We start from the raw sequence: 19,612 nt of genomic DNA, 5'->3' as shown, positions 1-19,612 counted from the left end.
CATTCAAAATTGGTTGCGTTAAAATGGTAATCGCGTGAAAAGATGCTAGACAAGGAAAAATTAATTCCTTTCTAGAAAGTTTAACAAAATGAAATTTTTGATTGACCTAAGTTTTTTATTGTGGTAAACCTTTATTTGTCAGAATTAGTTCTTCATCATCTTTCTTTACTTATATGCGGAAATAACTAGAAACTTTTCATCTTAAGCGATAGATGTGAATAAAGTTGGAGCAATTTTTGTCGATTTTATGACATTTAAGCGAAAATGGGATGAAGTTTATAAAAAAATAAAGCTAATAAGTGAACTTTTTGATAGCATAACAAAGTAGAGAAAAGATTTTGAGGAAGTATGCACTTCAGATTTATTACATCAATAGGAAGGATGGTGATCTTCTTGTTCAGAGCATTAAAACCGTTGCTTGTATTAGCGCTGTTAACTGTGGTTTTCGTCCTTGGGGGATGCAGCAATGCTTCGGTACTAGATCCAAAAGGGCCGGTAGCTGAACAGCAAAGTGATTTAATCCTGTTATCTATCGGATTTATGCTGTTTATCGTCGGGGTTGTCTTTGTTCTATTTACCATTATTTTAGTAAAATACCGCGACCGTAAAGGCAAAGATAATGGATCTTATAACCCAAAAATTCACGGTAACACGTTTTTAGAAGTAGTCTGGACAGTGATCCCAATTTTAATCGTCATTGCACTTTCTGTGCCAACCGTACAGACGATATATTCGTTAGAAAAAGCTCCTGAAGCAACAAAGGACAAAGAACCTCTTGTTGTTTATGCTACTTCGGTAGACTGGAAATGGGTATTCAGCTACCCTGAACAGGATATTGAAACGGTCAACTACTTAAACATTCCTGTCGACCGCCCGATCTTGTTCAAAATTTCATCTGCAGATTCAATGGCTTCGCTTTGGATTCCTCAGCTTGGAGGACAAAAATATGCGATGGCAGGAATGCTGATGGATCAATACTTACAGGCTGATGAAGTGGGAACTTATGAAGGCCGCAACGCGAACTTCACTGGTGAACATTTTGCAGACCAAGAGTTTGATGTGAATGCAGTAACAGAAAAAGACTTTAACAGCTGGGTGAAAAAGACTCAAAACGAGGCTCCTAAGCTGACAAAAGAGAAGTATGATCAATTAATGCTTCCTGAAAATGTGGACGAATTAACGTTCTCTTCTACTCACTTAAAATACGTTGATCACGGACAAGACGCAGAATACGCGATGGAGGCCCGCAAACGCCTTGGCTACCAAGCCGTTTCACCGCACTCTAAAACAGATCCGTTTGAAAACGTAAAAGAAAATGAATTTAAAAAGTCTGATGATACAGAAGAATGATATTGATCAGGAAAGGAGGAAGCCTGCATGAAATTCAAATGGGACGAATTTTTCGTAACTGGTGACCCATTAATTCTGGGCGCACAAGTTTCCATTGCGCTTTCAACCATTGCCATTATTTTTGTACTGACTTACTTCAAAAAGTGGAAATGGCTGTGGTCTGAATGGATAACTACTGTTGACCATAAAAAACTCGGAATCATGTACATTATATCTGCTGTAATAATGTTATTCCGCGGCGGTGTCGACGGTCTGATGATGCGTGCCCAGCTAGCGCTTCCGAATAACAGTTTTTTAGACTCAAACCACTATAATGAAATTTTTACAACTCACGGTACAATCATGATCATCTTCATGGCGATGCCGTTCCTAATCGGTCTTATCAACGTTGTTGTACCTCTTCAAATCGGTGCTCGCGACGTTGCGTTCCCTTACTTGAACAACCTGAGCTTCTGGACGTTCTTCGTAGGGGCGATGCTTTTCAATATTTCTTTCGTTATCGGAGGTTCTCCGAACGCAGGCTGGACAAGTTATATGCCGCTTGCAAGTAACGATATGAGCCCTGGGCCGGGTGAGAACTACTACCTCCTCGGACTTCAGATTGCCGGTATCGGTACCCTGATGACAGGGATCAACTTTATGGTAACAATCTTAAAAATGAGAACAAAAGGCATGACATTAATGCGTATGCCAATGTTCACATGGACAACACTGATCACAATGGTTATTATCGTGTTTGCGTTCCCTGTACTTACAGTAGCTTTAGCACTTTTATCATTTGATCGTTTGTTCGGTGCTCACTTTTTCACATTGGAAGCAGGCGGTATGCCGATGCTTTGGGCGAACTTGTTCTGGATTTGGGGACATCCTGAAGTATATATCGTTATTCTTCCGGCATTCGGTATTTTCTCTGAGATTATCTCAAGCTTTGCAAGAAAACAATTGTTTGGTTACACAGCGATGGTTGGTTCTATTATCGCCATCTCCGTATTGAGTTTCCTAGTTTGGACCCACCACTTCTTCACAATGGGGAACAGTGCGTCCGTTAACTCTTTCTTCTCAATTACGACAATGGCTATCTCGATTCCGACCGGGGTTAAAATCTTTAACTGGCTCTTTACCATGTATAAAGGCCGAATCAGTTTTACAACGCCTATGCTGTGGGCGCTTGCGTTCATTCCTAACTTCGTAATCGGCGGGGTTACTGGGGTTATGCTTGCGATGGCAGCAGCGGATTATCAATACCATAATACGTACTTCCTTGTATCTCACTTCCACTATGTGCTGATCGCAGGTACTGTATTTGCTTGTTTCGCCGGATTTATTTTCTGGTATCCAAAAATGTTCGGCCACAAGCTGAACGAAAGAATCGGAAAATGGTTCTTCTGGATCTTTATGATCGGGTTCAATATTTGTTTCTTCCCGCAATATTTCTTGGGGCTTCAAGGCATGCCTCGCCGTATTTACACATACGGACCGAATGACGGCTGGACAACATTGAACTTTATTTCAACTGTCGGAGCTTTCATGATGGGTGTAGGATTCTTAATCCTTTGCTATAACATCTACTACAGCTTCCGCTACTCTACTCGTGAAATCAGCGGAGATTCATGGGGTGTGGGACGCAGCCTTGATTGGGCGACTTCATCTGCGATTCCGCCGCATTACAACTTTGCGGTGCTTCCTGAAGTCAAATCTAAAGATGCATTCCATCATATGAAAGAAGAAAAAACCGAGTTATACCCTGAAAGCAAATTCAAGAAAATCCATATGCCAAGCAACTCAGGCAGACCGTTCTTTATGTCTGTTGCCTTCGGTATCGCCGGCTTTGGACTTGTCTTTGAATGGTACTGGATGGGCGTAGTTGGATTGATCGGAGTCCTGCTCTGCATGGTTCTGCGTTCATTCGAATACGACAACGGCTACTACATTAGTGTTGATGAAATAAAAGAGACGGAAAGAAAGATTTCCGAATAAGGAGGCGTGAGTTATGGAACATGCAGAACACGGCAATTCTAACGCGCCTATGGAATATCAATCTGAAACCGGCAGACTTAATATTCTCGGGTTTTGGATCTTTTTAGGGGCAGAAATTGTGTTGTTCTCAACACTATTTGCAACCTTCTTCGTTCTTAAAAACAGAACAGCAGGAGGTGTCTTACCGGACGAACTGTTTGAAGTGAATCTGGTAATGATTATGACGTTCTTGCTGCTTATCAGCAGCTTTACCTGCGGGATCGCTGTTCATGAAATGCGCCGTGGAAGTTTAAAAGGCGTAGTCATTTGGACAATTATCACTCTTCTTCTCGGCGCTGGCTTTGTCGGTTTTGAGATTACAGAGTTTGTCCACTATGTACATGAAGGAGCTTCTCTCGGTACAAGTGCGTTCTGGTCTGGATTCTTTGTTTTACTAGGAACTCACGGAACTCACGTAACAATCGGTATTTTCTGGATCACAGGAATTCTGATTCAGTTGAAGAAACGCGGCCTAACTCCGCAAACTTCATCTAAAATCTTTATCTCAAGCTTGTACTGGCACTTCTTAGATGTTGTATGGATTTTCATCTTTACAGGTGTCTATCTCATGGGATTGGGGGGTCTGTAAAATGGCAAACAAATCTGCTGAACACAGTCACTTTCCATGGAAGCACATTGTAGGCTTTGCACTGTCTATCGTTTTGACCCTGCTGGCTCTATGGGTTGCAGTATATACTGACCTGAGCTCATCAGCAAAACTTTGGATCATTTTCGGCTTCGCCTTCATCCAGGCGGCGCTGCAGCTTCTCATGTTCATGCACATGACAGAGAGCGAAAACGGAACCATCCAAGTCGGAAACACGCTGTTCGGATTCTTCGGCGCGATCGTTATCGTACTTGGATCCATCTGGATTTTCGCAGCTCACTATCACCATGGTGACCATATGGACGGAAATCCTCCTGGAGGCGCTGAACACTCAGAGCATTCAGGCCACAACGAATAATACAAAAACCCTCTTCGTTAGAAGAGGGTTTTTTGCTGTCTTCAGCTGCTTCGCTTTCTGCGAAGATACGGAAGACCGTAAATGATAAACGCGGCGATATGAGCGACAATGACGTTGACGGCAAACAAGATAATCATGAGAGTGTGTCCTAGTGGAGAAAGGCTTTCAGTTGCGTAAAAGAAGAAGAATACCCACATTAAGATGATTGGCGGAATAGCTGAGAGTGCGACCTTTTTGTTATCTAGCCAAATAAAAAGAGGAGTTGCGCTGGCAACCAATAAATAAGCAAAAAACATGTCCATCATACCCGTCTCCTTTCATTTTGTGACAGCGTTTACAAAAATGAAATAGAGGAACTGAGTTGTGTCTGTTTTATGATTGTTTTGTGAACATTCTGTTACAATTATTATACCATGTTTTCCAAAAATTGATACACGTTTTTGCGGAAATGGTCTGGCCCTATCGTCTTATTTTTTAGATCAATTCGCTAGGAGAATATATAGACACGGAACTCTGATTCTATATGAGGAAACACCGATTTGAATAAACGATTTGGGATTGAAACACGTAAATTATATTAGGTTTTAACCAAACCCTTTGGAATGGGGGTTTTTTTCATTTGAAAAGTTTTGTGTCAATCGAAACATTTCGGTTTATGATACGTCATATTTCGTGTAGCAGAAAAAGCGCCGCAAATGCGCAAAAAACAGAAAAGGAAGCGAGCTTCACGTGTCATCTTGAACTTGGTTCATGTATAATAAACATTAGTGATTTTCCGATGAAAATGTAAGGCGGGATAGAATGAGTCGATATAAGAAGCAGCAAAGTCCCTTTTACCAGGGGGATTTGATTTTTATATTTGGTGTGTTTTTTATTATAAGCGTAGTATCAATTTATGCTGCTGGTCAGTTTGGGCAGTATGGGAACACGGATTGGATACAGCAAATTGTCTTTTATCTTTTAGGAGCTGTTGCGATTACAGTTCTGTTGTACTTTGATTTAGAGCAGCTTGAAAAGTTAAGTTTATATATTTTTATCATTGGTATATTATCTTTGATTATTCTTAAGATCAGTCCTGAGTCCATTGCACCGGTCATTAAAGGGGCAAAAAGTTGGTTTAGGTTTGGGAGAATAACTATACAGCCGTCAGAATTCATGAAGGTTGGTTTGATTATGATGCTAGCTTCAGTCATCGGAAAAGCCAATCCTAAAGGAGTGCGGACACTTAGAGATGATATTCACCTTTTATTAAAGATTGCGGGTGTCGCAGTTATCCCTGTTGGTCTTATCCTGATGCAAGATGCTGGGACTGCGGGAATATGTATGTTTATCGTCCTTGTAATGGTTTTCATGTCGGGCATCAATTGGAAACTGATAACAATCATTGCTGGTTCAGGTATCTTACTCATTTCATTAATTTTATTAGTAATGATAAACTTTCCCGACGTTGCTAAATCAGTCGGAATACAGGAATATCAAATTAAGAGGGTTACTTCTTGGGTTTCTGATTCAAATGAAACACAGAATGATGATAGCGGGTGGCAAGTTGATCAAGCTATCATGGCTATAGGATCTGGTGGCATTTTAGGAAACGGTATTTCTGATTTAAAGGTTTATGTTCCAGAAAGTACGACTGACTTCATTTTCTCTATAATAGGTGAATCCTTTGGGTTTTTAGGCTGTGCCTTTGTCGTCATCATGTTCTTCTTCTTAATCTACAGGCTTGTCGTTCTGATTGACAAAATACATCCGTTTAACCGTTTCGCTTCTTTCTTTTGCGTTGGCTATACGGCGTTAATTGTGATTCATACATTCCAGAATATCGGAATGAACATCGGCATTATGCCTGTTACCGGGATTCCGCTGCTGTTTGTCAGCTACGGAGGAAGCTCAACACTTTCCACGCTGATTGGTTTCGGGATTGTGTATAACGCAAGTGTGCAGCTGACGAAATACAGAAGTTATCTCTTTAATTCTTAATGTGCAGACAGCCTTGAAAAAGGCTGTCTTTTTTATTACAGAGCATTTCGCTTTTGAGTTCACTTTTTTTCGGATATGATAAAAACAGATAAGGAGGTTCTTGTGATGAATAACACAATCGAAACCATTTTAAATCATCGGTCGATCCGATCTTTTACTGATCAGCTTTTGACAGCTGAAGAAATTGATACTTTAGTGAAAAGTGCGCAGGCAGCGTCTACGTCCAGCTATGTGCAGGCATATTCGATTATCGGGGTTTCCGATCCTGAGAAAAAACGTGAGCTGTCTGTGCTTGCAGGAAATCAGCCTTACGTTGAGAACAACGGACACTTTTTTGTATTTTGTGCGGACTTACACCGCCACCAAAAACTGGCTGAGGAAAAAGGCGAAAATATCTCTGAGCTGCTCGAAAATACGGAAATGTTTATGGTCAGCTTAATTGATGCTGCGCTGGCAGCGCAAAATATGAGTATTGCCGCTGAATCTATGGGGCTTGGCATTTGCTATATCGGCGGCATTCGGAATGAACTGGACAAGGTGACAGAGGTGTTGCAAACGCCTGACCATGTGCTTCCGCTTTTCGGTCTGGCAGTAGGCCATCCTGCAAACCTATCCGGCAAAAAACCGAGATTGCCAAAGCAGGCTGTCTATCATGAGAATACGTATAATGTAAATGCAGACGATTTCCGTGAAACCATGAATGCGTATGATCAAACCATTTCTGATTATTATAGAGAAAGAACAAACGGACAGCGGGAAGAAACGTGGTCTGATCAGATTCTGAACTTTATGAAGCAGAAGCCGCGTACGTATTTAAATGACTATGTGAAAGAAAAAGGCTTTAATAAAAACTAAAGTAAACCTCTCCGCTTCGGAGGGGTTTTTATGTTTCACGTGTAACATATTCCGACAAATAGAGACATGCTGTCACAAATAAATGGCGAATGATTGGGAGACACTGATAAGCAGTGTGAGCGGCTTTGGAGAAAAAATATGGGATCAGTGATACGATGAGGATGAGGTGGTAGGGATGATTTCATTAAGTATATTAGATCAATCTCCAGTATCAGAGGGCAGCAGTTCAGAAACAGCCTTGCAGCAAACCGTTGCGCTTGCGCAAGCTGCTGAGGGCTTTGGATATAAGAGATTTTGGGTTTCTGAGCATCACTTTTCAAGGCGGCTGGCAGGGTCAAGCCCTGAGGTGCTGATCAGTCATATAGCGGCACAAACGAAGCGAATCCGTGTTGGATCAGGCGGAGTCATGCTGCCGCACTACAGTGCTTATAAAGTAGCTGAGAATTTCCGTGTGCTGGAGGGGCTGACACCGGGAAGAATTGATCTAGGGCTTGGCAGGGCACCGGGGGGAATGCCGATTGCATCATGGGCGCTGAATGACGGCGGGAAGCGCAATGCTGATCAGTATCCGCAGCAAATCAAGGAACTGACCATGTATTTGCATGATTTGGCGGATGACAAACACCGTTTTCCGAATTTGACGGCTGCGCCGCATATTTCCACCGCGCCGGATGTGTGGCTGCTTGGCTCATCTGGAGAAAGCGCGTTGCTCGCCGCTGAGTCAGGTGCTGGCTATATGTTTGCCCACTTTATCAATGGAGAGGGCGGAGAGGATACTGTCAGACAGTATAAGAGACGATTTAAGCCGTCTGTGTTAGGGGACACGCCCCGAGCGGCAGCTGCTGTTTTTGTTCTTTGTGCTGACACGGAGGAGAAGGCAGAGGAGCTTGCGGCAGTGCTTGATTTTACGCTTTTGGCAGGGGAGCAGGGCATTCCTTTAGAAGGAGTCCCTTCGTATGAAGCTGTTCGGGAAAATACGTACTCCCCCTATGAACAGAGACGAATTGCTGATAATCGAAATCGAATGATTGTTGGCACGAAAGAACAGGTGAAGGAGCAGTTGTTATCTTTGAGTAAGGCGTATGGAACAGAGGAAATCATGGCGGTGACCATTACGCATCATTTTGAAGATAAGCTCCATTCTTATCGTTTATTGCAGGAGGCATTTGCGAATTAATCTAAAAAGCCCTGCCGAATCGGCAGGCTTCTTATTATTCAACTGTAAAAGGCTCTTCAGTCAGAACCTGGCTTGATTTGCCTTTGTTTGCAGCATAGGCGAGCAAGTAATATTCTCCAGCAGGAAGCTTGGTTCCGCCATTGATCGTGCCGTCCCAGTCAAAGTACTGATAGCCCTTATCTTGATTTTTATAAATGCCGGCTTGGCCTGCAAAATCAAGGTTGCTGTCATAGACGAGGAACGCCAGCTCTTCTGCTCCCGCAGGAAGGTAGGTTTCAATTTGATAGGTGCCTTGTACAGATCCTTCGCTGACGGAGACAGATGTTACTCTCGGATAATCCGGCTCTTTAACGATCAGCAATGTAGGGACCTTGGCGACGGTTTTTCCGCCTTCTCTGACGATAACCGTTCCTTCATAGGTGCCGGCTTTTGTTTTCTTTGTATTGACTTTTACTTTTGCAGTGGCTTTTCCGGTCTTATGTGCCGGAATCACAACACGGCTTGTGCCGGATGTGGAGATGCCGCTGCCGTTAAATGAGTATTCAAGTGTGTATGACTTTCTAATGGAAGATTGGTTTTCAATCGTAAACGTTTCTTTTTTCGTTTCGTTTCCGTTTTCCTTCAAGAATGTACCGTATGAATAGCTTCCAGGTGAGACGAGTGAGTCAGCTTTGATCGCGTTCATGATTCTCGCGCTGCCTGCACCTTGGGCGTTATGCGGATACACTTCTCCGTCGCCATCCTTTAAGGTGACAGCGGTATTCATGATCGCGGCTTTGATCTGTTCTACGCTCCACTTTGGTTTGGCTTGTTTGATAACGGCAACCGCTCCGGCAATATGAGGTGATGCCATGCTTGTTCCTTGTTTTGATCCGTACCCGTATGGGTTGTTAGGATCATGTGTCGGGATGGTGCTGACGATATTGACGCCTGGTGCGGAAATATCCGGTTTAATCATCCACGTATCCATAACAGGGCCGCGTGATGAGAAATCAGCCACTTGTTCACCGAGCGCTTTCGAGACCGTCAACTTGAATGTTGTTTTTGACTCGCCGGCTTTCATGGCGCTGACGAGTTTTTCGCCGTCTTCTAATGAAAGCTTAATCGTTGGCACAGACATGCCTGGCACATTGGCTTCAATTTCTCCAGAGAGGTTGTTATACACAACCATGCCGATGGCGCCGGCTTTTTTAGCGTTATCCGCTTTATCCACAAATGCAATGCTGCCTCGTTTGACAACGGCGACTTTGCCTGTCAGGTCTTTTCCTTCAAAATCCTTGGCTTCGCCGATTCCCGCTTCAACAAGCTCAACCTCTTTGTTATTGAGCGCTTTGACGTCGTCCTCTATGTTATAGCCCATCACTTTTGCTGAAGAATAGTTGCCGAATGTGACGGCGTATTCATTGAGCGGCAGCTGGGTAGCACCGACGGAAATCGCTTCTCTTGATGTGCCAGGTGATCCGACTGTCCAGCCGTTCGGTCCGCTGTTGCCGTTTGACGTAACCGCAACGACGCCTTCTGACATGGCCCAATCAAGCGCTGTGCTCGTCGCCCAGTCCGGGTTGTTTAATGAGTTTCCAAGAGACAGGTTCATCACATCTGCTCCGTCCTGTACAGCACGTTCCACGCCGGCAATGACGTTTTCCGTTGTGCCGCTTCCGCCAGGGCCTAACACGCGGTAAGCGAGAAGCGTGGCATCAGGCGCTACGCCTTTGATCGTTCCATTTGCGGCCACAGTTCCGGCTACGTGTGTTCCGTGGTCAGTTGCTCCGCCCCTCGGATCGCCCGTTGGTGTTTCTTTTGGATCGTAATCATTGTCTACAAAATCGTATCCTTTATATTGTCCGAAGTTTTTCTTCAGATCTGGATGATTGTATTCAACTCCGGTATCAATAATGGCAACCTTGACGCCTTTTCCTGTGTAGCCTAAATCCCATGCATCGTTCGCTCCGATATACGGCGCGCTGTCATCCATTTGCGGAGATACAGCGTCTTTGGAGAGCGTAACGTCTTTATCCTTTATATTGTCTGTTTTATACGTGACGTTCGGGTATACTGCCTTTACGTCTTTTACTGCAAGAAGTTTTGGAATCTCATTAGCTGGGAGCTTCATAGAAAAGCCAGAGAATACCTGCTCATACTCCCGATTTACTTTTCCGTTTTTCACCGCTTTGAGGGCTTTGGTTTTTGCAGTGGTACGAGCGGTTTTCAGCTTGCTTTTCGTTTGCTTTTCTCCCGTTTCCTTCGCCTCTGCCAAGGATTTTTCTTTTAATTCCACGATAACGGTTGTTTTTTTGTTTGTTGTCATATCGATATCACCGAATACTTCAGCTTTTTCCAGGTCAGCTGATTTTATTGAAGAAGCCGGAGCTGCCTGTACTCCTGTCATACCTGTGGATAACGTAAAAAATACAACAAAACTTAAAAGCAGAAAGCGAATGATCCCATTTTTCAATGTATTTCCCCCTTTGTGTTTAGAAAAAATGTTATAGATCTAGTATATATTTCTTGAAAATTCAAAAAAATCCTTGTGTCATTTGGACCATTTATTGGATTTTGTTTGTGAATAAGGAAGGAGTTATACACAGAACCCTGTGTATAAGTGAATAAACCTGTGTATATATATAGTTGGGAATATATGTTCCTATACAAAATATAGATAGAGTTTGTGGACATGTGGATATCTATTGTGATTAAGTTGTTCTTATCTTTGGGATAACTTGTGTATAAAATTTTTAAAGCGGTTCTCCAATTTTCATTTCATTTCTTTCAGCTTTCAACAAAACTTCTAAAAACTAGTTGGTTTTTTCACTCATATTGTGACAAAGAATTCTCTTTCCACGGTCTATCATAGAGTCATGAGTTTTGCTAGAGCTGCTAGTTTGCGGGAAAAGAAATCGGCCGCTTTTCCCGCGGGCTGCGGCTGAAAAAACGGGCTGCTAAAAAGGCTGCCTGCCAAAAAGAAGCGGAGGGATGTTTTTCTATGAAACGTTTGCTTGTATCTTTACGGGTGTGGATGGTCTTTTTGATGAACTGGGTGACGCCGGACAGAAAAACTGCGGCTGCCGCGGTCTATTCGGCTCAGCGTACATACCAAAGAAAAGCGGCGGTGCAAGCCGCAGGGCTTGTTTCGTTTTATGAATGGCGGATGGCTGTGAATGATGAAGAAAAACAGAAAGCGAAAGCCGCCGCGCTTTATAAGAGAAGGTGTCTGCAAGCCTTCAAGGAATCGCCAAAGCAGGAGAGAGCTGGCCCGCATCTTTACATGGCGGTCAAAAGGAGGTAAAATCCCAGTCAAAAGCTAATTGGCGGGAGAGGTAGCCTCTTGAAAATCTATAAAGTATTAAACAACAATGCGGCTTTAATAAAAGAAGATGATCAGGAAAAAATCGTGATGGGACCGGGAATCGCTTTTCAAAAAAAGAAAAATGACCTCATCCCTATGAATAAAGTGGAAAAGATATTTGTCGTGCACGATGAGAATGAAAAGTTTAAACAAATCCTGCAAACGCTGCCGGAGGAGCATATTGAAATAGCTGAGGATATCATCAGCTATGCGGAAGGGGAGCTCGCGGCGCCACTGAGCGACCACATTCATATCGCGCTTTCTGACCATTTATCCTTTGCGATCGAAAGGATTCAAAATGGGCTGCTTGTGCAGAATAAATTGCTGCATGAGATCAAGGCGCTTTATAAAAAGGAATATGAGATTGGCCTGTGGGCGATCGGACATGTAAAAGAGACATTGGGTGTGTCTCTGCCTGAAGATGAAGCTGGTTATATTGCCCTTCACATCCATACGGCGAAGATGGATGCGGAGAGCATGTATTCAGCGCTGAAGCATACGACCATGATCAAAGAAATGATAGAGAAAATAGAACAATACTTTAATCGAAAGGTGGATGAAAACAGCATTTCCTATCAACGCCTTGTCACGCATTTGCGATACGCGGTCAGCCGGTTGGAATCAAATGAAGCGCTCCATCGTATGGACGAGGAGATGCTTTATTTCATCCAAAAAAAGTATTCATTTGCCTATCAATGTGCGCTGGAGCTGGCGGAGTTTTTGAAAAATGAATATCAATTACATTTGCCGGAGTCCGAGGCCGGCTATATCACGCTGCATGTCCAGCGTCTTCAAGATCTCTCGGAATAACCGCATTGACTTGCAGGGAGTGATCTCTGGAAGTTTTTTTTATTTATCGGGATTGAGCGTGTAGTACATCCAGCCCATCATTACCATTCCCGCGGTCAGATTGCCGAGCGTCACAGGAATTAAGTTTCTGACTGCCCCCATCAGTGTCAACGTATCAGGGTGCTCGATCAAAAGGGAGATGGCGAATGTGCACATATTGGCAATGCTGTGCTCAAAACCGGAAATAAAGAAACAGAAAACGAAAAGCATCATGGCAAACAGCTTTGCTCCTTCGTCTTTGAGAGACATCGGAATAAAAAAGGCGAGGCACACAAGCCAATTGCAAAGCATTCCTCTGAAAAACAGCTCAGAAGCGGGCGGCTCCATTTTGTGCTCTGCCAGATGAATCAAAAAGGAATGAATAGAAGCCTCCTCAAAAAGTCCTGTCGCGCTGATCAGAATGGCAAATAGAATGGCGCCGATCAAATTGCCGGCATAGCTAAACATCCACAGGTACAGGGTATCGCGCCAGCGGATTTTTTTTCGGAGCGCGGTATAAGTGAAATAAAAGGTGTTGCCGGTAAATAAATCCCCGCCCCCGTAAGCAATCAGCAGTATTGCGGCCCCGAATGTGACAGCGGCTGCCGGAAAGGCAAACGGAGAATCCGCCATGGAGAAATAGCTGCCTGTTTTACTTGCGGCTGTAATGCCGAAACCGATAAACATGCTGGCTAAAATGGATCTGAGCACATAACGGATTTTGCTAGAAACAAATATGTTTTGTTTTTTCAAAGCGTACTGTTCAACCTTTTGCAATGCTTGAGCTTCCATTGTCTTTTCCTGCTTTCTTTTATGGTTGAGCATAGTATAGCATGATATTGTGAAATAATTCACAATTAATTTTTACGAATTTATGTCTATATGTTTTATCAAACTATTTAACTAAAAAACAGTTGACGAAAACGCTATCATGATTTATGATGAAAGCGTATTCTCAATCTAAATAAGCGGGATTGTGACTGGTAAAGCAGGCAAGACCTAAAATTTGCGTAAATGAAAAAGGATCGCTGTGTCCTTTATTCGTTGGCGAATTTTAGGTCTTTTTTGTTTAAATAAAAGGGGGAGAAACAAATGGATTACAAAGAGACTGCAATACGCCTCATTGAGCTTCTCGGTGGGAAGGAAAATATTATCAGTGCGGCTCATTGTGCAACAAGACTGCGTTTAGTGATTAAAGATGAATCAAAGATAGATCAAGCACAAGTAGAAGAGCTTGATGGCGTCAAAGGCGCTTTCAGCAGCTCTGGCCAGTACCAGATCATTTTCGGAACGGGCCTTGTGAATAAAGTATTCGATGCTTTTTCTAAAGAAGCTGATATTGAGCGTGAGGAACACGTAAATCATCAGGATGCGGCAAAAGAAAAGCTGAATCCCGCTGCTAGATTTGCGAAAACGCTTTCTAATATTTTTGTCCCAATTATCCCGGCTATTGTAGCCAGCGGCCTATTAATGGGATTGCTGGGTATGATCAATGCGTTTCATTGGATGAGCAAGGATTCTGCAGTTTTTCAGCTGCTTGATATGTTTTCAAGTGCAGCATTCATTTTCTTGCCGATTCTAATCGGAGTAAGCGCTTCAAAAGAATTTGGCAGCAACCCGTACTTGGGAGCGGTCATCGGGGGAATCATGATTCATCCAAACCTTTTGAATCCATGGGGTTTGGCTGAAGCGACACCTGATTATATGCATCTTTTCGGATTTGATATTGCGCTTCTAGGCTATCAGGGAACTGTCATCCCTGTTCTGCTGGCGGTTTATGTAATGAGCAAGGTAGAGAAATGGACAAGAAAAGTGGTTCCGCATGCGGTAGATTTGCTTGTTACACCTTTTGTTACTGTAATTGTCACCGGGTTTGTTGCTTTTATTGCGATTGGCCCTCTGGGAAGAGCGCTTGGCTCCGGGATTACGGTTGCTTTAACTTATGTATATGACCATGCCGGTTTTGTTGCGGGTCTGATTTTCGGTGGCACGTATTCACTTATCGTGCTGACAGGCGTTCATCACAGCTTCCATGCGATTGAGGCAGGGCTTATTGCAGATATAGGCAAAAACTATTTGCTGCCGATCTGGTCAATGGCGAATGTCGCACAGGGCGGGGCAGGCCTTGCCGTCTTCTTTATGGCGAAAAAGGCAAAGACAAAAGAAATCGCGCTTCCGGCTGCATTTTCCGCTTTTCTCGGCATTACTGAGCCCGTCATATTCGGAGTTAACCTTCGCTACCGAAAACCGTTTATCGCCGCGATGATCGGAGGCGCATTGGGCGGTGCATATGTCGTCTTTACTCATGTTGCTGCAAACGCTTATGGGTTAACGGGTATTCCAATGATCGCCATTGCTGCGCCGTTTGGCATGGGCAACTTGATCAACTATCTGATTGGGATGGCCATTGCGGCAGTGTCAGCGTTCATTGCAGCGTTTATCATGAAGATTAATGAGGATGAGGGGAGAAAAAAATGACAGCATATGATCACGAGCTTCGCCGCCGGGCTTATGAAGAAGTGGAGAAAAAAGAGCCTATCGCTGACAGTGATCCGCATCGCCAGCATTTTCACATCATGCCGCCGGTTGGGCTGCTGAATGACCCGAATGGCGTGATATATTGGAAGGGCAGCTATCATGTATTCTTTCAGTGGCAGCCGTTTCAGACGGGGCACGGCGCGAAATTTTGGGGGCATTATACGACACAGGATGTTGTGAATTGGAAGCGGGAAGACATTGCGCTCGCTCCGAGTGATTGGTTCGATAAAAACGGCTGCTACTCGGGCAGCGCTGTCACGAAAGACGATCGGCTCTATCTGTTTTACACAGGAAATGTCAGGGATCAGGATGGGAATCGGGAAACATATCAGTGCCTTGCTGTATCTGACGACGGGCTTACCTTTGAGAAAAAGGGTGTCGTCGCCCGCCTCCCAGAAGGATACACGCCCCATTTTCGCGATCCGAAGGTATGGGAGCATGAAGGCACATGGTACATGGTAATCGGTGCACAAACGGAGAATATGCAAGGACACGCTGTTTTGTTTGCTTCTGATAACCTGATAGAGTGGAGATTTCTCGGCCCGATAACTGGCGCGGGCTTTAACGGGCTAACCGATTTCGGGTACATGTGGGAATGCCCTGACTTGTTTTCTCTTCAGGGATCCGATGTGCTGATTGTCTCGCCTCAGGGTCTTGAGGCTGAGGGTTTTCGTTATCAGAACGTGTATCAATCAGGTTATTTTGTCGGGCGTCTCGATTATAACAAGCCTGAACTGAGGCATGGCGCTTTTGCAGAGCTTGATCAAGGTTTTGATTTTTATGCGCCACAAACACTTGAAGACGATCAGGGAAGGCGGATTTTGTTTGCATGGATGGCTGTGCCTGATCAGGATGAAGGGTCTCATCCGACGATTGACTATCACTGGATTCACTGTATGACGCTGCCGAGACAGCTGACGCTATCAGGAGAGAAGCTGATTCAGCAGCCGCTGCCTGAGCTGAAAGCCATGCGCAGAAATGAGAAGAAAATACAAATCAACATGCATGAATCATCTGGTGCGCTTCCGGTTGAAAACCCTGAAAGAGCTGAGATCTTGATTGAAGATATTGATACAGAGTCTGGCTTTTCAATCAGTATCCGCGGTACGGCTGCGTTCTCCTTTGATAAGAACAAGGGGGTTGTTACGCTGGAGCGAATGAGCTTCGATGGAAAACGAACAGAAGCGAGACATTGCCGCATCAAGGATTTGCATACCGTGCACATGTTTATCGATGCGTCATCTATAGAAATCTTTATCAATAATGGAGAAGAGGTTTTCAGTGCGAGATATTTTCCTTTCCCGGGAAATCATGAAATAACGGCCAGATCGATCGGAAAATCTGAAATGAACGTCGGAATTTGGACACTTATGTAGGAAATCCTTCTTTTTTCTTATGTGAAATCTGTGCCATCTGTGCTATTCTTCAACGATAACCTACTATTTTTTTCAGTAAAAGGAGTTGTTTTCTTGAATATACATGAACAGAAGATAACACCGGAATGTTTGGAAAAGGCTGCGGACCAAGTTGAAGATAAGCGTGAAGAATATAAGGATGTGCTGCTGCAGCTGAAAAAAATGCTTGGCGGGACAACACCGCACAGTGAAACAGCGGAAATTCTTTCGCGAGCATATGAGCAAATGAAGGAATATGCACTTTTTGTCCAGTCGATAGAAGCATTTTTGAGGAAATCTGCGAACAATTTAAAAGTCAAATAAACAGGCTGCCGATGGGATCGGCAGTTTTTTCTGTGAAAAGTCTTCGGGTGTATAAAAAAGCTGCCTCTCTGTAAGGCAGCCTTTTTTGTTTATGATTGTTTAGTCAGGCGCAGCGCAGAATGCTTCGTAGGTCCGACATACTGGTTTAACGGGAAGGATTCTTTAATGGCAGCGGTAATGAATTCTTTCGCTGCGTAAATGGCTTCTTTGACTTCGGCACCTTTGGCGAGCTCCGCAGTCACGGCTGCTGAGAAGGTACAGCCTGCACCATGTGTATAAGGCGTATCGATCATTTCGCTTTCAAGGACTTCCGCTGTTTCTCCGTCATAGAGAACATCGACGGCTTTTTCGTGTTTGAGTTTGCCTCCGCCTGTAATGACAACGTATTGAGCGCCGAGTGCGTGAATTTTTTTCGCGGCTTCGATCATATCGTCAACTGTTTTTAATTCATCCATGCCGCTGAGCTGGCTGGCTTCAAACAGATTCGGTGTAATGACAGTGGCTAGCGGCGCTAATTGTTCACGGAGGGCTTGGGCGTGCTCTGGATAAAGGACTTCATTAGCCCCTTTGCAAACCATAACCGGGTCGATTACAATATTTTTTAATTGTTTTTCTTTGATCGTTTTTGCCGCAAGTTCGATAATGTCAACGGTTGGCAGCATCCCTGTTTTCATGGCGTCCACACCGATGCCATCCGTAATCGTTGCAAGCTGGGCGCGGATTGTATCAGTATCGATCGGGAACACTTGATGGTCCCAGCTGTTGTTTGGGTCCATCGCAACGATCACCGTTAAGGCGGTCATCCCGTATACATTTTTTTCTTGAAATGTTTTTAAATCGGCTTGAATCCCAGCACCGCCGCTGGAATCTGAGCCGGCAATGGTGAGTGCTTTATGCATAGACATGTCTTGAACCTCCATCGTGTTTTGTCTTTCATTATAGTTAGATTTTCTCTGTATCACAATATAGAAGAACGATAGGAATCATTTGACAATACCAAGAGGGGTTTGCATGTAACCAGAAAATGCGCCTTTTGATGTTCAATTGGGGTCCTTTGTGCTGCTGGCCTTCATGATATCTTTGTTTTTATTAGATGGATCTAGTATGACAGACATCTTGAGGAATTGGGACGATGAAGCCTTTGCTTTTTTGTGTCTTTCTTATGCGCTTGTGCTGCAGCCGGTCTATCAATCTAAGCTCTGGCACTGATCTTGATGCTTTTGATCGGTGCCGCATTACTGTTTCGGTAGGATATTCCCACTGATCTCCCGTCCAATATATGTTTTAATAGTACATGACTATGAAAATGAGAAGGAGAGCATCATGAAGATTTCTATCGTAATTGTGACCTATAATCGGATTCCGGCTTTGTGTGAGCTTCTGGAGTCGATTTCGCAGCAGACCATGAAGCCGTATGAAATTATTATTGTGAATGATGCCGGTGAATCGGTCGTGCCTGTCAAAGCACTGTATCCGGAACTGCCGATTGCCGTCATCAATTTAGAAAAGAACTCGGGGCATGTGGCTGCGAGAAATGCCGGTGTAAAAGAGGCGTCAGGCGATTGCATTATGCTTTGTGATGACGATGATTTCTTTACACCGGGGCATGTGGAAAGAATGGCGAAGGAAATAGAAACGGCAGATTTCGTTCATTCTGATGCAGAAATTGTCTCGTTTGAAGAGAAAAACGGAACAAGATATCCAGTTTCGCGGAAGCTGTTTGCTTATACCGCTGACTACGAGGATATGAGAGTGTTCTCTACATACGTGCCGTCGGGCAGCATGTATAGACGTTTTCTGCATGATGAAATCGGGTATTTCGATGCTGATGTGCATAATTATTGGGATTGGGATTTTTATTTGCGCGCTGCAAAGGAGTACCGAGTGAAGCGTGTCCCTATTGCCAGTGTAATTTATGCCTTCAGTGACGCGGGAGACAATCAGTCCGCGGACCTTGGCGCCAAGCGGAAACAATATTTGGATCGTTTAAGTGAAAAGCATGGACTCGGGGAACTGCCGACGAAAAACTTTGCCGTCCTGCTTGAAGAGCCTGAGATGAAAAGACGGGAAGTACAAAGTGAGATCGTTTGGGATGGCAAACCTGTCTATTCCAGACTACATCGTTCGTAAGGGAGGCCTGAATCTTGAAACAGCTTTTACAAGACAGCTGGTGGAATCAGCTGAAGGAAGAGTTTGAGAAACCGTATTATCAAGAGCTCAGAGAAATGCTGAAGCGGGAATACAAGGAGCAAACGGTATATCCGGACAGCCGGGATATTTTTAATGCGCTGCATTATACCCCATACGATGATGTGAAGGTCGTCATTCTCGGCCAAGATCCATATCACGGGCCAGGACAGGCTCAAGGCTTAAGCTTCTCCGTAAAGCCGGGTGTGAAGCAGCCGCCTTCATTAAGGAATATCTTTCTTGAGCTGCAGCAGGACATCGGGTGCAGCATCCCGAATCACGGGTCGCTTGTGAGTTGGTCAAAGCAAGGGGTTCTTTTGTTGAATACTGTGCTGACCGTAAGGCGCGGACAGGCGAATTCCCATAAGGGAAAAGGCTGGGAGCGTCTGACGGACCGGGTTATTGACGTTCTGAATGAAAGGGAGCGGCCGATTGTCTTTATTTTATGGGGCCGGCATGCTCAAATGAAAAAAGAACGGATCGACACGTCCAAGCATTTTATCATTGAATCCACGCATCCCAGCCCGTTTTCGGCAAGAAACGGATTTTTCGGGAGCAGACCGTTTTCCCGGGCGAATGCGTGCTTGGAGAAAATGGGAGAGGCACCGATTGATTGGTGTATAAAGGATTTGTAAAAAAGCGCAGATCATCT

Annotated in this window: 18 protein-coding genes and 1 pseudogene; 15 read left to right on the top strand and 4 right to left on the bottom strand. The window is 44.2% G+C overall.

What is annotated here, in order from left to right:
- Positions 1–384 precede the first annotated feature (384 nt).
- The 4 genes from qoxA to qoxD are packed head-to-tail and all read left to right on the top strand — an operon-like array spanning position 385 to position 4,331.
- Positions 385–1,350 (top strand): cytochrome aa3 quinol oxidase subunit II, encoded by a 966-nt coding sequence (gene qoxA, locus M0696_RS19375; protein ID WP_079287695.1) that lies wholly within the window; start codon positions 385–387, stop codon positions 1,348–1,350.
- A gap of 27 nt (positions 1,351–1,377) precedes the next feature.
- Entirely contained in the window at positions 1,378–3,327 is a 1,950-nt protein-coding gene (qoxB, locus tag M0696_RS19370; RefSeq protein WP_003222173.1) for a cytochrome aa3 quinol oxidase subunit I, read from the top strand.
- 13 nt (positions 3,328–3,340) lie between these two features.
- A complete protein-coding gene (gene qoxC / locus M0696_RS19365) occupies positions 3,341–3,955 on the top strand; it encodes a cytochrome aa3 quinol oxidase subunit III (protein ID WP_166846902.1) in 615 nt (204 codons plus the stop codon).
- Between the two features lies 1 nt (position 3,956).
- Positions 3,957–4,331: a cytochrome aa3 quinol oxidase subunit IV gene (gene qoxD / locus M0696_RS19360; RefSeq protein ID WP_015384989.1), complete on the top strand. Its 375-nt coding sequence runs from the start codon at positions 3,957–3,959 to the stop codon at positions 4,329–4,331.
- A gap of 41 nt (positions 4,332–4,372) precedes the next feature.
- Here qoxD and ywcE read toward each other — a convergent pair whose 3' ends face one another.
- On the bottom strand, positions 4,373–4,636 hold the full coding sequence (gene ywcE / locus M0696_RS19355) for a spore morphogenesis/germination protein YwcE (protein ID WP_003227411.1): 264 nt from the start codon (positions 4,634–4,636) through the stop codon (positions 4,373–4,375).
- A gap of 496 nt (positions 4,637–5,132) precedes the next feature.
- Here ywcE and rodA point away from each other — a divergent pair, with 496 nt between their 5' ends.
- The 3 genes from rodA to M0696_RS19340 all read left to right on the top strand — a co-directional run bounded on the left by rodA (position 5,133) and on the right by M0696_RS19340 (position 8,343).
- Positions 5,133–6,311 carry a cell shape-determining peptidoglycan glycosyltransferase RodA gene (rodA, locus tag M0696_RS19350; RefSeq protein ID WP_166846904.1) on the top strand — a complete coding sequence of 393 codons (1,179 nt, stop codon included), beginning with the start codon at positions 5,133–5,135 and terminating at the stop codon, positions 6,309–6,311.
- 105 nt (positions 6,312–6,416) lie between these two features.
- A complete protein-coding gene (gene nfsA / locus M0696_RS19345; RefSeq protein WP_222142258.1) occupies positions 6,417–7,166 on the top strand; it encodes an oxygen-insensitive NADPH nitroreductase in 750 nt (249 codons plus the stop codon).
- A gap of 175 nt (positions 7,167–7,341) precedes the next feature.
- Positions 7,342–8,343: an LLM class flavin-dependent oxidoreductase gene (locus M0696_RS19340; protein ID WP_248602298.1), complete on the top strand. Its 1,002-nt coding sequence runs from the start codon at positions 7,342–7,344 to the stop codon at positions 8,341–8,343.
- A 34-nt stretch (positions 8,344–8,377) separates the two neighbouring features.
- Here M0696_RS19340 and vpr read toward each other — a convergent pair whose 3' ends face one another.
- A complete protein-coding gene (gene vpr / locus M0696_RS19335; protein ID WP_248602297.1) occupies positions 8,378–10,798 on the bottom strand; it encodes a serine protease Vpr in 2,421 nt (806 codons plus the stop codon).
- Positions 10,799–11,326: 528 nt separating this feature from the next.
- Between vpr and M0696_RS19330 the strand changes: the two genes are divergently transcribed.
- Positions 11,327–11,629, top strand: a complete 303-nt coding sequence (locus M0696_RS19330) for a hypothetical protein (RefSeq protein WP_087992814.1) — start codon at positions 11,327–11,329, stop codon at positions 11,627–11,629.
- Between the two features lie 39 nt (positions 11,630–11,668).
- Positions 11,669–12,499 carry a sac operon transcriptional antiterminator SacT gene (gene sacT, locus M0696_RS19325; RefSeq protein WP_166846933.1) on the top strand — a complete coding sequence of 277 codons (831 nt, stop codon included), beginning with the start codon at positions 11,669–11,671 and terminating at the stop codon, positions 12,497–12,499.
- A 39-nt stretch (positions 12,500–12,538) separates the two neighbouring features.
- Here sacT and M0696_RS19320 read toward each other — a convergent pair whose 3' ends face one another.
- The gene (locus M0696_RS19320; RefSeq protein ID WP_166846936.1) at positions 12,539–13,309 is read right to left on the bottom strand and encodes a formate/nitrite transporter family protein; all 771 of its coding nucleotides are present in this window, start codon (positions 13,307–13,309) and stop codon (positions 12,539–12,541) included.
- A gap of 300 nt (positions 13,310–13,609) precedes the next feature.
- On the opposite strand from M0696_RS19320, the gene scrA reads away from it, so the two are divergent.
- The 3 genes from scrA (at position 13,610) to M0696_RS19305 (ending at position 16,773) form a co-directional block, all read left to right on the top strand.
- Positions 13,610–14,995 carry a PTS system sucrose transporter subunit IIBC gene (gene scrA / locus M0696_RS19315; RefSeq protein ID WP_166846939.1) on the top strand — a complete coding sequence of 462 codons (1,386 nt, stop codon included), beginning with the start codon at positions 13,610–13,612 and terminating at the stop codon, positions 14,993–14,995.
- Complete coding sequence (gene sacA, locus M0696_RS19310; protein WP_166846942.1) at positions 14,992–16,431, top strand: sucrose-6-phosphate hydrolase; 1,440 nt, start codon at positions 14,992–14,994, stop codon at positions 16,429–16,431. Before scrA ends, sacA begins: the two co-directional genes overlap by 4 nt.
- Before the next feature lie 93 nt (positions 16,432–16,524).
- Positions 16,525–16,773, top strand: a complete 249-nt coding sequence (locus tag M0696_RS19305; protein WP_014115608.1) for a hypothetical protein — start codon at positions 16,525–16,527, stop codon at positions 16,771–16,773.
- Positions 16,774–16,862: 89 nt separating this feature from the next.
- Here the strand turns inward: M0696_RS19305 and M0696_RS19300 are convergent, their stop codons facing one another.
- Positions 16,863–17,678: a bifunctional hydroxymethylpyrimidine kinase/phosphomethylpyrimidine kinase gene (locus tag M0696_RS19300; protein ID WP_166846944.1), complete on the bottom strand. Its 816-nt coding sequence runs from the start codon at positions 17,676–17,678 to the stop codon at positions 16,863–16,865.
- A gap of 101 nt (positions 17,679–17,779) precedes the next feature.
- Between M0696_RS19300 and M0696_RS19295 the strand changes: the two are divergent.
- The 3 genes and pseudogenes from M0696_RS19295 to M0696_RS19285 form a co-directional block, all read left to right on the top strand.
- A pseudogene (locus tag M0696_RS19295) lies at positions 17,780–17,976 on the top strand (hypothetical protein); the annotation flags it as partial.
- A gap of 120 nt (positions 17,977–18,096) precedes the next feature.
- Complete coding sequence (locus tag M0696_RS19290; protein ID WP_222142255.1) at positions 18,097–18,903, top strand: glycosyltransferase family 2 protein; 807 nt, start codon at positions 18,097–18,099, stop codon at positions 18,901–18,903.
- A 14-nt stretch (positions 18,904–18,917) separates the two neighbouring features.
- Positions 18,918–19,595, top strand: a complete 678-nt coding sequence (locus M0696_RS19285; protein ID WP_222142254.1) for a uracil-DNA glycosylase — start codon at positions 18,918–18,920, stop codon at positions 19,593–19,595.
- The last annotated feature ends 17 nt before the right edge of the window (positions 19,596–19,612 follow it).

The sequence above is a fragment of the Bacillus rugosus genome, assembly GCF_023238245.1.
Classification (GTDB): domain Bacteria; phylum Bacillota; class Bacilli; order Bacillales; family Bacillaceae; genus Bacillus; species Bacillus rugosus.
This window is presented reverse-complemented; position numbering and strand designations above follow the sequence as displayed.